Here is a 13,750-nt window from a genome sequence, read left to right as displayed (position 1 = left end):
TTCTCTTCTCGCCACGCACGTTAGTTCCACGACGGCAACCGTACTCCACCCAAAAAAGGACCCTGGCCCCATTCCTTCTCCCCGCCAAGCGGGGAGAAGGTCGAAGCGGGCAATCGCCCGCTGAGCGCGCAGCGCCGGATGAGGGGCGCTCTTCGCTCCAGCCGCAATCCCGCACCAAAAAAAGAACCCCGGCCGAAGCCGGGGTTCCGTGCACATCATCCGGTACCGAAACGTACCGGCAAAACGATCAGAACGCCGCAGCAGCAGCCACCGCCGCATTGGCATCGATGATGCCGTTGCCGATCGGCTTGTCGTTGCTGCCCGGGAACGCACGCAGCGTGCTCTTCAGGATGCTCTCCACCTGCGCCGGCGTCAGCGGCGTGGTGCGCACTGCCTGCATCAGCGCGACGGTGCCCGCCACGTGCGGCGCCGCCATCGAGGTACCCGCCATGCACAGGTAGTTCTCGGTGGTCGGACCACTGGTGCCGTCGTTGCCGGTCGACACGATCAGCGTGGTGCAGTCCGGGCTGTCGCCGCCCGGTGCGGCCACGTCGATCTTGCTGCCGTAGTTGGAATAGCTGGCGCGCGTGCCGTTCTTGTTGGTCGCGGCCACCGTGATCACGTTGTTGCAGCTGGCCGGCGTGAAGCCCGCGGCATCGGCGTTGTCGTTGCCGGCGGCCACTACTATCGTGGTGCCACGGGCGACGGCAGCATCGATCGCGGTCTGGTAAGTCGCCGAGCAGGTGCCACTGCCGCCCAGCGACATGTTGATGACCTCGGCCGGGTTGGCATTGGCCGGCACGCCCGACACGCTGCCGCCCGACGCCCAGGTGATGCCGTCGACGATGTCGGAGGTGTAGCCGCCGCCGCGACCGAGCACGCGCACCGGCACGACCTTCGCGCCATAGGCCACGCCGATCACGCCCTTGTTGTTGTTGCCGACCGCAGCGACAGTGCCCGCGGTGTGCGTGCCGTGCCAGCTGGAATCGTCGCGGCGGTAGTAGTCGCCCGGATCGTGCGCGTCGGCGTCGCGGCCGCCGCCGTCACCGGCAACGTTCTTGCTGGAAATGAAGTCGTAGCCCGGCAGGATGTTGCCGACGAGATCGCTGTGGTCGGTGTAACCGGTGTCGAGCACCGCGACGACGACGCCGTTGCCGTTGGTGGTGTTCCATGCCTGGTCGGCGCGAATACCGCCGGTGCTGGTCTGCATCCCCCACAGATACGTGCCGTAGTGCGTGTCGTTCGGCGTCATCAACGCCTTCATCTTCTGGTCGACTTCCACGTACTCGACGTTGGCGTCGGCGGCGATGCGGTTCATCAGCTTCTCGGCATCGGCGCGACCCAGGCCGCGGTTGGTCTGGATGACTTCACCGCCGACCGACAGCGAGCGCAGGCGGCCGATCGCCAGGCCCTGGGCATCGCCCTTCGCGGCGCGCGCGAGGTTGGACTGCTGCGCCGCCAGGCTGGTGCCCGCCCGGTACTTGACGATGAAACGATCGAAGCTGGTCTGCTCCGCGTCATGCAGGCCAGCGGTGTTCACGTGGCCGGCGGCAGCGGCAGAACCGGCGAAACCGGCGGACAGCGCGACCGTCATGGCGGTGGCCAACACGCGCTGGTGCAACTTGTGCGACTTCGACATCAGGTGATTCCCTCTCGGATTGGAAGGTCGGTTTGCATCGAATTCGGCTCCAAGCCTTTTCCCCGGTGCACGCTCCGGTGGCCCATCCGGGCGCGCGCTCCCTGGTTACCGGGGACGACCGGCAGAACGCCGGCGCCTTCCGAACGTAACGACAAATCCCACCCCCCGACAATGGGGGGTTGCACTTACGCGACCCGCATTCCCTTCCGCGAGGAAGCCGCTTGGGATTTCGCGGGAAAAATGCCGCGGAACCGCCGACAGGCTTTTTTGTGAACCGTTAGCGGGGCGCGCTGGAACGCGAACGGCGTCACATTCCTTGCTGCATCGCGGCAAGCCTGATTCGTTTGAGCCTCGCCGTCCCTTGGCCACAGGGCACCTGACCGCTACCCGGAAAGCTCGCCGTTCCCATGGAAGAGGGAGCGCGCAACGGCCATCGAAAGGAGCGGCACATGGCAGGAATACCTTTCATCCCGCAGGTCCTGCACCACCACGACTGCGATGCCGAAGCCGATGGCCCGGGCCACACGCAACGGCCCACGGCAAGCGCCTGCTGCGCACCGTCGCCGACCTGCTGCGAAAGTCGAAGCTGATGCACCGGATGCCGCGGAACGCGCGTCCGGGACGAACTGCGCGCGCTCCGACCGGCCCCAAGGAGGATGGACATGAACGTCAGATCCACGCTGTACGCCACACTGCTGGCGCTGCTCGCGTCATGCCAGGGAACGACCGCCGATCCGCGGACCGAACTCGCGCGTTCGCTGAAAGGCGCGGACGTCGAAGGCTACGCATTCGCGATGAAGGAGGATGACGCCTTCGTCGTCGCCACACTCACCAACCCGCAGGCACGCACGGTGCTGAAGCTGGGCGAGGCACAGCGCATCCCGCTGCAATACACGCGCGTCCTGGACCGGAAAACGAAATCGACGACGCTGTACCGGACCGACGTCGTCCGCGACAAGTCGTCGCTGGCGCTGCTCGTCACCGACTTCGCCACCGGCGCCGTCGTCAGCCGCCGTGCGTTCCCGGCGCCGCAGGACGACGGCACGCCGCCGCCTGCGACGACCACCGGCTACGACTCGCTGGAGCAATGCATCGCCGACTTCAACTGCGAGCACGGCGGGCAACTGCAATGCCAGGCGAACCGCACGTGCCAGGACCAGCTCGCCGCGCTGACCTGCTGTCTCAAGAGTGGCGACTGCTACAGCGTGCACCTGGTGATCAAGCCGACGTCGCCGCGATGCATGCTCAAGGACCTGGTGCCGCCGATCGAAGGCGTGGTGTTGGAGCGATAGCGACCTCGTACCGGGAGCGGCAGGAGCGCTCCGTCAGCGAATGGGCGCTTCCGCCGTGGCAGCTCCCATGGCTGCGCCGCGGCCGGCTATCCCTTCGCGTACTCGAACAGCTCGATCACATTCCCCGACGGATCTTCGAGCAGGATCTGCCGCCCTGCTCCCGCTTCCGCGATATCGCCGCGAAAGCTCGCACCATCGTCGTGCAGGCGCTGGATCATCCCGTCCAGGTCGTCGGTGACGAGCATGAACCGGCTCCAGCCGCCCGGCTGCGGGTTGCCACCGGCTTTTCCGGCGCTGCCTGCGCCGGGCGCATTCAGGAACAGGTGCAGGTCGTCGCGCGCGAGTTCGGCGAACTTCCCCGGGTTGTGCTTTTCGACCGCAAAACCCAGCAGGTCCCGATAGAACCCGACGGATCGGTCGACCTCGGTTGCGATGTATCGGACGGATGCCATGTCGGCCTCCTGCAGCAGCGCGTGTGCGAAGGGTCTCGCCGATGGTATCGGCGCACGTGCACAGGGTCCGTGATCCCTGGAGGCGGCGAACAACATATTCGCCACAAACCCGCAGCCCGGATAAGCGCAGCGCATCCGGGTGCTCCATCCACGCAAAAGCCACCCCGGGTGCGCTGCGCTTACCCGGGCTACGTGCTACGACCCCAGCATCGCGCGATTGCAGTAGGTTGCCTTTTCGAATTCGGAAATGTTGGCGGCGATGTACGCGACCTGCGGAAACATCGCGACCAGCGTTTCCACCAGCCGTCGCGACAGGTCGGCCCGCTGCGCGACGCTACGTCCTTCCATGATGCTCGCGAACACATGGATGAAGTCGCGGGCGCTACCGCCGACGCTCTGGACGGCATACGGATGCACGCGGACCTTGATGTCGTGTTCGTCGAACAGTCCGCTGGCGACGGCGGCCTCGTGCAGCCGCTGGAGAATGGCCTCCTCGGGCTGGTACTGCAGGATGCTGCGTGAGCATTCAACTACGAAATGCGGCATGTGTTTCTCCAATCCGGGAATGGATGGTCAATCGCCTGCGCCAGACCGAAACGGGGATGCTTCCATCCGGGCGGGCCGGCACGCGGTAGCTCAGCACGCCGTTTTCCAGCGTGTAATCGCGCCGCTGCACTTGGCCCTCCCAGTTGGGATACGACGCCGACTCGATGCGGAAGGTCAGGACGCCGCGCTTGCCGTCCACCGCCACGGTGCCGTAATGGGTGCTGGATCCCATCACCGCGGATGCGTATTCGTCGGCACTGCCGGAAGCCTTGGCGTCGCGGGCGAAACGCAGCCGCTCCGCACGGAAGATCTGCAGGGAATAGCGACCCTGCGCATCCACGATCAGCAGCCCTTTGGGCGCTGCACCGTAATCCCGGGTCCGTTCGCCGCCGGGGAGGATCCGGTCCGCCGCCACGAGCGTCCAGGTGCCGCGCAACGGCGATTCGGGCGGCGACGACGCGGGCATGTCCCGGGTGGCCAGTCCGGCCAGCACCGCAAGCGTCATGGCGGTAAGGGAGTTCATGGGAATCACCTCGCTGCGTTGTGGTCTCGACGCGATGCAAGGTACGCTGGCCACATGATTCGAAAAACATATTCACGGCTATATCTGAAATTTCAGTTTCGAATGATTGACCGGACGATTGAACGATGACGACGCTCGACATCAGCGCAGTGAAGGCGTTCGTCCTCGCCGCCGAACTGCAGAGTTTCACCCGCGCCGCCGACGCGCTGGGCACCACGCAATCGGCGGTCAGCCTCCGCCTGCGCCGGCTGGAAGAACAGCTGGGTCGTCGCCTGCTCGAACGCACGCCGCGAAGCGTGCGCCTGTCCGCCGAAGGCGTGGCGTTCCTCGATGCCGCACGCGATCTGATCGCGACCCACGACCGCGCGATCGGCGCGTTCGAAGCGGAACCGCGCCGGCTGCTGATCGGCCTCAGCCACCAGCTGGTCGGCACCGAGCTGCCCGCGCTGCTTCGGCGGATGCGCGACCTGGATCCGCACCTGCACCTGGAATTGCGGATCGCCGGGACCGGCGAACTGATGCGTGCTTACGAAGACGGCGCGCTGGATGCCGTGCTCGTATTGCGACCCGACGATCGACGCAAGCAGGGCCGCCCCGCGTTCACCGAAGACTTTTCGTGGTTTGCCGCTGCCGGATGGTTGCCGCAGGCGGGCCAGCCGCTGCCATTGGCCACGCAGGGACCGGAGTGTCGGGTCCGGTGCGCTGCCGTACGCGCGCTCGACAAGGCCAGCATCGCCTGGAGCGAAGTGTTCGTCGGCAAGGGCGCGGCCGTGCTGGGCGCAGCGGCGAGCGCGGGGTTTGCGGTATCCGTGCTGTCCGTGCGCGCGGCCCCTGCCGGAACCGTGGATGTCAGCGCTGCCCTGTCGTTGCCGCCGATCCCGCGCCAGGACGTGATGCTCTACAGCGCGCTCAACGACCACCGCTCGCGCGATGCACTGCGCACGCTGGTGCTCGCCTTCCAGCGCACGCGTTGAGCGCCCTGTCTTGTGGCGACGCCCGCGTGCAGCGGTGGGACCTCGGCATGGTGGATTTCGTCACCAGCCATCGTCATGGCGGAGCGCCGGCACGACAGGATCAACCGAACCTACCTCGCCCGACGCGCGTTCTCGTCCCGCCGCGACACGACATCGCGTCGCTCGTCTTCCATCGCCACCACCGGCACCAGCAACTCTTCCAGGAAGAACGCGGCGAGTTCCGACCTGCCCGCCAGACCTGCCTTCGCATAGATCGACGCCGACTGCGCGCGCACGGTCTTTTCGCCGGTGCCGCGCAGTTGCGCGATCTCCTTCAGGCTCAGGCCCTTCAGCAGCAGGAAGGCGATCTCCTTCTCCGCCGCCGACAGTTGCCACTGCTCCAGCTGCTGGTCGATCGAACGCGCCAGCCCTTCCACGTGCAGGCGCGCCTGTGCCTGCCACGCTTCGGCCTGCGCGCGGTATGCGGACAGATCCCGCCCCTGCTGCGCCAGTCGCCAGCGCATGCGCAACGTGTCGCGCAGCAGGTAGGAGGCTCCTGCGGCCGCCGCGATGCCAGCCACGATTTCGGCCGCGACGTGCCACGTCGACGCGCCCTGCCGCAGGTCCACCACGACATCCACGGCCACCACCGCGGCAATCAGCAACAGGATGCCGACCACCACCGCGCGCTCGCGCGCGTTGACCACCGGACCGGGCCGGCCGGCAGCCGCGGCAGCGGCAGCGGCGTCAGTCTTCGGAAGCTTCGTGCCCATCCTCGTGTCCATCCGCGACATCGTGCGATTCGCTGCCCGCACCGGACTCGCGCGCCGCTTCGCCCAGCGCGAGCGTCGTGCCGAACAGCGCGAGCGTGCCGCTGGCCGGATCGTAGGAACGCAGCAGCTGCGCCCCTGTGCCCGCCAGCACCACCAGCGCGAGCACCGCGACCACACCACGCGCGGGCACGTCGCGCGTTTCCGCAGGCAGGTCGCGCTTGCGGCCGCTGAGCATGCTCAGCGGCAAGGCATCGCGATGGCGCAGCACATGCACCACCAGGCCGCCGATGTGCAGCAGCACGATCGCGAGGAAGACGTTGGCCATCAGTTCGTGCGCTTCTTCCACCCATTCCGGCGCGACGCCGGTGGCCATGGCCAGGCCGCTCGCGCCCAGCGCCAGTGCGAGCGCCATCATCGACAGCGCGGCCCAGCTCGACGCCGGGTTGTGACCCACCCAGCGGCGGCCGCCGCCGGCGACCACGCCCTTCAGGTAAGCGGCGAGCTGCCGCGGATCCAGGCTCAGGTCCGACCAGCGCGCGTGGCGCGTGCCGATCACGCCCCACAGCAACCGCAGCAGCACCGCCACGCCCAGCGCGATGCCGGCGAGCATGTGCCACGCGAAGCGCGCCGATTCATCGTCCACCAGATTGGCGATGGCGTATGCCGCGACGAACAGCGCCGCGAAGCACCAGTGGAATGCCCGGGTGGGCAGGTCGTATACGCGAACGGTATTCATGGTGTCGTCTCCGCTTGGGGAACTCCAGACTGCGCACCACACCGGGCGAAGGCATGGGGCGAATGCCGCATCGGCCTGCGGCGCACGCAGCAGTCGCTGTCTCCGACCATCCATTGCCCGGCGACCGGCGTGCGCGTGCCCTACAGCGGTACGCTGCCGAACAGCCGCCCGATGCCCGCGGTCAGCGCCATGGCGAGCGCACCCCAGAACGCGACGCGGAACGCGCCCTTGCCCACCGGCGAGCCGCCGGCGTATCCCGCGAGCCCGCCCAGCGCCAGCAAGGACACGAGGGTGGTGACGATGGTGACGGTCGACGATCGCCCCGCGGTCGCGAGCGTGGCGACGATCGGAATGACCGCACCCGCCGCGAACGAAGCCGCGGAGGCGAGCGCCGCCTGTACCGGTCGCGCGCGCAGGGTTTCGGTGATGCCCAGCTCGTCGCGCACATGGGCGGCGAGCGCATCCTTCGCCATCAACTGGTCGGCGACGCGCTGCGCGAGCTCGCGGTCGAGCCCACGCTTGCGATAGATCGCGGCCAGTTCCGCGTGTTCCAGCTCCGGCTGCGTTTCCAGTTCGCGGGTTTCACGGGCGATGTCGGCCCGCTCCGTATCGGCCTGCGACTGCACGGACACGTATTCGCCCGCGGCCATCGACATCGCACCGGCGACCAGCCCGGCCAGGCCCGCCGTAAGCACCGCCGACGGCGTCGATCCGGTCGCCGCGACGCCGACCATCAGGCTCGCGGTGGAGATCACGCCATCGTTGGCGCCCAGCACCGCCGCCCGCAACCAGCCGATCCGCTCGGAACGGTGCCATTCGCGATGCGCCATGGGTTCCCCCTCGCCGACCTTCGTTGCAGGAACGATAACGCCGCCGCGCGGCGCGGGATTTGATCCGGGTCAGGTGCACCCAGGTGGCGGTAATCCGCGGTTGCACCGATAGCCCCGGCTACGCCGCTATCCGCGCGAGGCGGGGGTGTCGCCATGCCCCCCTGTTCCCGCCGCCCGCATGGCCAAGCTGGTGGCGCGCGACCGCCCGACCGTGGCAGCCGAATGGGGATCGTTCCTGGTGCTGGGCGTGTTCGCGTTGTGCGAAACCGCGGCGGCCGTCGCCGCGCTGCCCGGCACCGAGTCGGGCCTGCGCTGGTACAAGGCGATCAACTTCCTGTCGCTGCCCTCCGTCTATATCGGCACGGGCCTTTGGTGCTCAACATCGCCTCGGACATGTCGGAGGAGATGAAGTCGCCCGCATTGCGCGATCCGCTGACCGGCCTGCTCAACCGCCGCGGTTTCCAGGAAGCGAGCGAGCGGCAACTGGCGGAAGCGCGCCGACGCGGCACCGCGGTCTCCGTCATCGTCTCCGACGTCGATCGCTTCAAGGCGATCAACGACGGGCACGGCCACGCAGCGGGCGACGAGGCGCTGCGCCGCTTCGCCGACTGCCTGCGCAGCTTCGGCCAAGGCGACGATCGGCATGCGAGCGAGCTTCGGCGTCACCGCGCTCGATGCCGGCGATACCGGCATCGAAGCCCTGCTGTCGCGCGCGGATGCGGCGCTGTACCGCTCCAAGCAGCTCGGCCGCGACCGCGTCACGCTGGCGGAGCGGGAAACGGCGCTGGCTTGAAGCGCCGGCGCGCGGGCGCCGATTCACACGCAGGACGTCGCGCCGTGCTGTCTTGATCCGGCCTCGCCAACGCGCCTGCGATAATCCGCACCATGACCGCACCACTCGACACCGCCGACATCGCCCGCCTGGTCGATCGCTTTTACGACCGCGTGCAGGCCGATCCGGTCCTGGGCCCCGTGTTCAATCCCGCGATCGAGGACTGGGACGAGCACAAGCGCACGCTGGTCTCCTTCTGGAGCTCGGTCGCCCTGGGCACGCGCAGCTATCGCGGCAACCCGATGGCGGCGCACCGCCCGCATCCCATCGATGCGGGGCACTTCACGCACTGGCTCGCGCTGTGGCGCGAAGTCGCCGAAGCCGAACTGCCCCCGGAACACGCCGCTCAGATGATCGACCACGCCGCGCGCATCGGGCGCAGCCTGCGTTATGGACTGGGGCTGGAAGAGCGCGCCAACGCGCTGGACCTGCCGGTGATCAACACCGCGAACAGGACGTAGGCCCGTAGGGCGCAATAAGCGCAGCGCATTGCGCCGAAAGCGAAGCGGAGCCATTTACTTCCACACACTCTTCCGGCCCGGAAGCAGAGACTCGGCGCTCCTGATGCCTGAGAAGCTCCGTAGGGCGCAATAAGCGCAGCGCATTGCGCCGAAAGCGAAGTGGAGCCATTTACTTCCACACACTCTTCCGGCCCGGAAGCAGAGACTCGGCGTTCCTGATGCCTGAGAAGCTCCGTAGGACGCAATAAGCGCAGCGCATTGCGCCGAAAGCGAAGCGGAGCCATTTACTTCCACACGCTCTTCCGGCCCGGAAGCAGAGACTCGGCGCTCCTGATGCCTGAGAAGTCCACTAGTGTCCTGACACGCATCGGCACATGGCGCGTCGATGAACGGGGAAAGGAGACGCAGCCATGAACCCTCGATCCAATAATCCGGATCACCACCAGGACGAACAACGTCTACAGTGGGACCGCGTTGCCGACGCCTGGAAGCAGTGGTGGCCGGTCATCGAGAACGGCGCGCGTGGCGTCAGCGAACGCATGCTCGAGCTGGCGCGCATCGGACCTGGGCAGCGCGTGCTGGATATTGCGACCGGCATTGGCGAACCCGCGCTGCTGGCGGCAGGTCGTGTGGGGCCTGCCGGACAGGTCGTGGCGACGGATCTTTCCGCGCGGATGCTCGATATCGCCCGTGAGCGCGCACAGGCACTGGGGCTGACGAACGTGGCCTTCATCGAAGCCGATGCCGAGCGCCTGGATTTTCCCGACGGCGGTTTCGACGCGATTGTCTGGCGCTGGGGACCATCCGATCTTTCGAACCCATCCGACGCGTTGGCCACGATACGACGCCTGTTGCGTCCCGCCGGCGCGTTCGCGGCCGCCGTATGGGAAGCCGGGCCGAGGGCGCGGCCGCTGGCGAGCCTGGCGAACGACGTCGCCCGCGACATGTTCGCTCTGCCGTCGGATTGCGCTGCAGAGCCGACTCCGCCTACGGAGTCGCTGGAAAGCCGGATGCGTGGTGCCGGGTTTTCGGAGGTTCGCGCGGAAGAGGTGGCGCTGTCGCTGGAGTTCGCCTCTGCCGATGACTGCACGCGATACCTCGTGGAGGTCTCGCCGGCATTCGCCGAATTGCTTTCCGACAAATCGCCAGCGCAGCGGGCGGAGTTCCGGCATCGACTCACCGAACGGCTTCAGCCGTATGTGCAGGCCGATGGGCGCGTGCGGATTGCGGATGTCACGCTGTGTGTCGTTGGCCAGGCGTGATGATCGCGCGGTGGGCTTGGGCTGGCTGCCTTTGGGACGGCGGGTCAAGACCCGCCCTACGCTTGTGAAGCTGTTCGTAAGGGGGGCAACCCGCCGTGTCCGACCATCGGGCCGCGCGGCTTCAGTCGGCGCGACTCAATGCGCCGCGTAAACAGGCGGCCACCGCCCGCCACATGACCCGCTTTCCCCGGCGCCCGCGTTGTCCATGGCATGCCATCCGGATGGAAACCGCCATGAACCCGATGCTCCGCTGCCGCGCTGCCGTCCTGGCGCCCTGCTTCGCCCTGTCGCTCGCCGCCCTGCCCGCGCAGGCGGACGAATCCGTGCACGCCGCGCATGCGCTCGGCTCGGTGCATTTCCCGGTGTCGTGCAGCGGTGCGGCGCAACGCGAGTTCGACGGCGCGATGGCGCTGCTGCACCACATGACCTATCCACAGGCTCGCACTGCGTTCGCCGCGCTGGCCGCGCGCGAGCCCGATTGCGCGATGGCGCATTGGGGTGTGGCGATGACGTTGTTCCAGCCGCTGTGGCCGACGCGGCCGACGCCGGCGGATCTCGCACGCGGCCGTGAAGAGATCGCCGCGGCGCGCAAAGCGCACAGCGACGATCGCGAGAAGTTGTTCATCGATGCAGGCGCAGCCTTCTTCGACGACAGCGGCTCGCCGGCGTACTGGGAACGGATCAAGCGCTGGGAAGCGGCGATGGCGAAGGTGCACGCCGCGTATCCCGACGACGACGAGGCCACCGTGTTTTACGCCCTGTCGCACCTGGCGATCGCGCCGCCGAACGAACAGGCGCGCGCGTATGCCGATCGCGCCGCCGCGCTATTGCTGCCGGTGTACCGGCGCAACCCGGAGCATCCGGGCGCGATGCATTACCTGATCCACGCCAACGATGTCCCGGGCCGCGAGCACGAACTGCTCGAGGTGGTGCGCAAGTACGAAACCATCGCGCCGCACAACCCGCATGCGCTGCACATGCCCACCCACATCTACACGCGGCTGGGCGACTGGCCGTCGGTGATCAACGGCAACCTGCGCGCTGCCGAAGCCGCGCTGGCGAGCCCGGCCGGCGAACACGGCGAGTACGTGTGGGACGAATTCGCGCACGCGATCGAATACCTGGTGTACGCCTGCCTGCAGCAGGGCGACGACGCCGCCGCACAGGCGCAATGGCGCCGCCTGCAGGAACAACCGCGGCTGGAACCGAGCTTCAAGAGCGCATTCCATCTGTCGTCGGTGCCGGCGCGCTATGCGCTGGAGCGCGGCGACTGGAAAGCGGCCGCGGCACTGCCCGTGCGCACGCCGGCGTCACTGACATGGGACAAGTTCCCGTGGCCGGAAGCCGTCACCTGGTTCGCGCGCGGCGTGGGATCGGCGCGACAAGGCGATGCCGATGGCGCGCAACCCGCGATCGCACGGCTGAAGGAACTGGAAGCAGCGACCACGGCCAGTGGCGAAGACCTGTTCACGCGCAGCATCCGCGTGCTGCGTCTCGCGGTGGAAGGCTGGGGCGCGCAGGCGCAGGGCGATGCGGCGAGTGCGCGCGATCTGCTCGCGCAGGCGGCGGCACTGGAAGCCGCGACACCCAAGCACGCCGTGACACCGGGACCGACGCTGCCTGCCGCGGAGCAACTGGGCGACCTGCTGCTGTTGCAGCAGCGCCCCGCCGAAGCGTTGGCGGCCTACGACCGCGCGTTGAAGGCGTACCCCGAGCGTTTCAACAGCCTGCTCGGCGCCAGTCGCGCCGCACTCGCGACCGGTGATCGCGAACGCGCACGCAGCATGTGGGAACACCTCATGGCGATCGCGAAAGACGGGCCGCGTCGACGCGAGGCGGAGGCGTGGGGGCGGAAGGAGCTGGTGGCGACGCGGGATTGAGTCGCGATGCCGCGGTGCGTGGCGTCGTCACGAAGGCGACCCGGGAGCTTTTCGTTCAGGTCGCGAATTCCTCCGCCCAGAAAAACACGGCCGCCGCAGTAAGCGGCGGCCGTGCAGGTCACTACGCCAGGACTTACTGCGCGTCCGGCTGTACCAGGAACGGCAGTTCGGCATCGAACTGCGCGCCCAGCCACAGCGACGGCTGGATGTGTCCCTGCTTCTGCGCCGAAGCGGCCACGTCCGCGCCCCAGGTCGAGCTGCGCAGTCGCTGGTTGGGCGTGCCGTGGTGGCCGTCGGAATCGAAACCGCAGTCGCCGACCTGGTAGAACGAGGCTTCCGACGGCAGCAGGCGCTTGGCATTGAGCGCCAGGCCGCGCTTGTGGGTCAGGTAATACGTGCCGAAGGCGTCCGCCATCAGTTCGGTGCGACGCGTGGCTTCCGCGCCCGTCAGCGGCGAATCGAACAGGTTGTCCTTGAACTGCACCTGGTGGCCGAACTCGTGCGCGAGGATCGCGCGCGGACCGGTGTCGCCCAGGCCCACCGCTTCCATGCCCTGCATGATGCCGTCGCCGACGACGATGCGTTCCGGAATGCCCAGTTCCGGCAGGCCCGGGAACGCGAACGCATTGAAAGTGAACAGCGGATGCGCACCCTTCTGCAGCGCCGGATCGCTCTGCACGACGCTGTACAGGAGTTCGGCGATCTGGTGCGCCAGGTCGCCCGGGCCGTACAGCAGTTCCACCGCACGCTCGGTGCTTTCGACGCTCGCGTATACCTCGGTGCCGTGCATCGGCACCATGTCGAAGCTGCGCGTGTCGACGTCCCAGAAGCGCTTGAGGTCGCGGAACTCGTGGGTCAGCTTGAGCGTGTACTCGCCATTCGCACCATAGGCATTCGCCGGCGTGTCGCTGCCGTAGACCAGAGCGTCGTAGTTGGGCAGGTCGAAGCCGCCGAGGATCGCCAGCACGAACAGGCTGCCCGGATCGATCTTCGCGATCTCGTTGTCGAGGTAGGTGTTCAGCGCGGTGCTCTTGCACTGATAGTCGCCCGGATTGATCGCATTGCCGGCGAGTTGCGCCCACTGGGTCGCGCCGACGGTGCGTTCGAGCGCGGCCACGCCCTTCGTGCCCGGCAGGCGGGCCTGCAGCGCCTGCGCGCGTGCGACCAACTGCGGGAAGCGGGTCTGGGTGACGGCAGGCGCCGACGGCGTGGCCGCCATCGCCGGCGTAGCGCCCGCGATGCCCAGGGTCAGGGCGGTGGCGAGGCATGTGGCGAGCAGCTGCTGCTTGAACATTGGATGCTTTCTCCGAAAACCGGTCAGGGGAATACCGCCTGCACCAGGCCGCCAATGGCTGGCGGCCTCGCACGGAAACCACAACGTGTGCAGGGGCACCCCTCCCCACCTGCGCAGTGCATCGGGTCAAGGCCGGCCCGCTCTGCCGCGCGGGAATCGATCCTCAACGACGGGTGCTTACGCTGGTGTCTACGACTTCCTGACTGCGACTTTGCCGTTTCGGTCGCCTGTCCCGGGGTGATCCCCGATCCTCTATCCTTGGGTTCCTGGCGCCGGA

The 13,750-nt window shown here is 67.8% G+C and carries 15 protein-coding genes and 1 pseudogene; 8 read left to right on the top strand and 8 right to left on the bottom strand.

Annotated features, from left to right (window positions below; translation table 11 throughout):
* Positions 1-247: 247 nt before the first annotated feature.
* On the bottom strand, positions 248-1,639 hold the full coding sequence (locus ACFPN1_RS01425) for a S8 family peptidase (RefSeq protein WP_386752360.1): 1,392 nt from the start codon (positions 1,637-1,639) through the stop codon (positions 248-250).
* Positions 1,640-2,301: 662 nt separating this feature from the next.
* Here ACFPN1_RS01425 and ACFPN1_RS01420 point away from each other — a divergent pair.
* Positions 2,302-2,931: a hypothetical protein gene (locus tag ACFPN1_RS01420; RefSeq protein ID WP_386752358.1), complete on the top strand. Its 630-nt coding sequence runs from the start codon at positions 2,302-2,304 to the stop codon at positions 2,929-2,931.
* 86 nt (positions 2,932-3,017) lie between these two features.
* On the opposite strand, the gene ACFPN1_RS01415 is transcribed toward ACFPN1_RS01420, so the two are convergent.
* Genes ACFPN1_RS01415 through ACFPN1_RS01405 form a run of 3 tightly spaced genes read right to left on the bottom strand, consistent with a single transcriptional unit; the run spans position 3,018 to position 4,452 of the window.
* Positions 3,018-3,518 carry a VOC family protein gene (locus ACFPN1_RS01415; RefSeq protein ID WP_386752356.1) on the bottom strand — a complete coding sequence of 167 codons (501 nt, stop codon included), beginning with the start codon at positions 3,516-3,518 and terminating at the stop codon, positions 3,018-3,020.
* A gap of 60 nt (positions 3,519-3,578) precedes the next feature.
* The gene (locus tag ACFPN1_RS01410) at positions 3,579-3,929 is read right to left on the bottom strand and encodes a 5-carboxymethyl-2-hydroxymuconate Delta-isomerase (protein WP_386752355.1); all 351 of its coding nucleotides are present in this window, start codon (positions 3,927-3,929) and stop codon (positions 3,579-3,581) included.
* On the bottom strand, positions 3,910-4,452 hold the full coding sequence (locus ACFPN1_RS01405; RefSeq protein ID WP_386752353.1) for a lipocalin-like domain-containing protein: 543 nt from the start codon (positions 4,450-4,452) through the stop codon (positions 3,910-3,912). Before ACFPN1_RS01405 ends, ACFPN1_RS01410 begins: the two co-directional genes overlap by 20 nt.
* Positions 4,453-4,577: 125 nt before the next feature.
* Here ACFPN1_RS01405 and ACFPN1_RS01400 point away from each other — a divergent pair, with 125 nt between their 5' ends.
* Positions 4,578-5,426, top strand: a complete 849-nt coding sequence (locus ACFPN1_RS01400) for a LysR family transcriptional regulator (RefSeq protein WP_386752351.1) — start codon at positions 4,578-4,580, stop codon at positions 5,424-5,426.
* A gap of 110 nt (positions 5,427-5,536) precedes the next feature.
* Here ACFPN1_RS01400 and ACFPN1_RS01395 read toward each other — a convergent pair whose 3' ends face one another.
* From ACFPN1_RS01395 to ACFPN1_RS01385, 3 genes are all read right to left on the bottom strand, one after another.
* Entirely contained in the window at positions 5,537-6,178 is a 642-nt protein-coding gene (locus ACFPN1_RS01395; RefSeq protein WP_386752349.1) for a helix-turn-helix transcriptional regulator, read from the bottom strand.
* Positions 6,153-6,914 carry a cytochrome b/b6 domain-containing protein gene (locus ACFPN1_RS01390; RefSeq protein WP_386752347.1) on the bottom strand — a complete coding sequence of 254 codons (762 nt, stop codon included), beginning with the start codon at positions 6,912-6,914 and terminating at the stop codon, positions 6,153-6,155. Before ACFPN1_RS01390 ends, ACFPN1_RS01395 begins: the two co-directional genes overlap by 26 nt.
* A 140-nt stretch (positions 6,915-7,054) precedes the next feature.
* Positions 7,055-7,744 (bottom strand): VIT1/CCC1 transporter family protein, encoded by a 690-nt coding sequence (locus ACFPN1_RS01385; RefSeq protein ID WP_386752345.1) that lies wholly within the window; start codon positions 7,742-7,744, stop codon positions 7,055-7,057.
* A gap of 178 nt (positions 7,745-7,922) precedes the next feature.
* On the opposite strand from ACFPN1_RS01385, the gene ACFPN1_RS01380 reads away from it, so the two are divergent.
* From ACFPN1_RS01380 to ACFPN1_RS01355, 6 genes and pseudogenes are all read left to right on the top strand, one after another.
* Positions 7,923-8,153, top strand: a complete 231-nt coding sequence (locus ACFPN1_RS01380; protein ID WP_386752343.1) for a hypothetical protein — start codon at positions 7,923-7,925, stop codon at positions 8,151-8,153.
* Positions 8,138-8,371 (top strand): annotated as a pseudogene (locus ACFPN1_RS01375) (GGDEF domain-containing protein); the annotation flags it as partial. The gene ACFPN1_RS01380 and the pseudogene ACFPN1_RS01375, both read left to right, overlap by 16 nt.
* Positions 8,372-8,387: 16 nt before the next feature.
* Entirely contained in the window at positions 8,388-8,537 is a 150-nt protein-coding gene (locus ACFPN1_RS01370; protein WP_386754066.1) for a nucleotidyl cyclase domain-containing protein, read from the top strand.
* 92 nt (positions 8,538-8,629) lie between these two features.
* Positions 8,630-9,037 carry a group III truncated hemoglobin gene (locus ACFPN1_RS01365; protein WP_386752342.1) on the top strand — a complete coding sequence of 136 codons (408 nt, stop codon included), beginning with the start codon at positions 8,630-8,632 and terminating at the stop codon, positions 9,035-9,037.
* A 410-nt stretch (positions 9,038-9,447) separates the two neighbouring features.
* Positions 9,448-10,299, top strand: coding sequence for a class I SAM-dependent methyltransferase (locus tag ACFPN1_RS01360; protein ID WP_386752340.1), 852 nt, complete (start codon positions 9,448-9,450; stop codon positions 10,297-10,299).
* Positions 10,300-10,532: 233 nt separating this feature from the next.
* Complete coding sequence (locus ACFPN1_RS01355) at positions 10,533-12,179, top strand: tetratricopeptide repeat protein (protein WP_386752338.1); 1,647 nt, start codon at positions 10,533-10,535, stop codon at positions 12,177-12,179.
* Positions 12,180-12,312: 133 nt separating this feature from the next.
* Here ACFPN1_RS01355 and ACFPN1_RS01350 read toward each other — a convergent pair whose 3' ends face one another.
* Positions 12,313-13,473 carry a hypothetical protein gene (locus tag ACFPN1_RS01350; RefSeq protein WP_386752337.1) on the bottom strand — a complete coding sequence of 387 codons (1,161 nt, stop codon included), beginning with the start codon at positions 13,471-13,473 and terminating at the stop codon, positions 12,313-12,315.
* Positions 13,474-13,750 lie beyond the last annotated feature (277 nt).

Source organism: Lysobacter yangpyeongensis (assembly GCF_042655745.1).
Taxonomy (GTDB): domain Bacteria; phylum Pseudomonadota; class Gammaproteobacteria; order Xanthomonadales; family Xanthomonadaceae; genus Agrilutibacter; species Agrilutibacter yangpyeongensis.
Note: the sequence above shows the minus strand (reverse complement) of the source record. Positions and strands in the feature narration are given on the sequence as shown.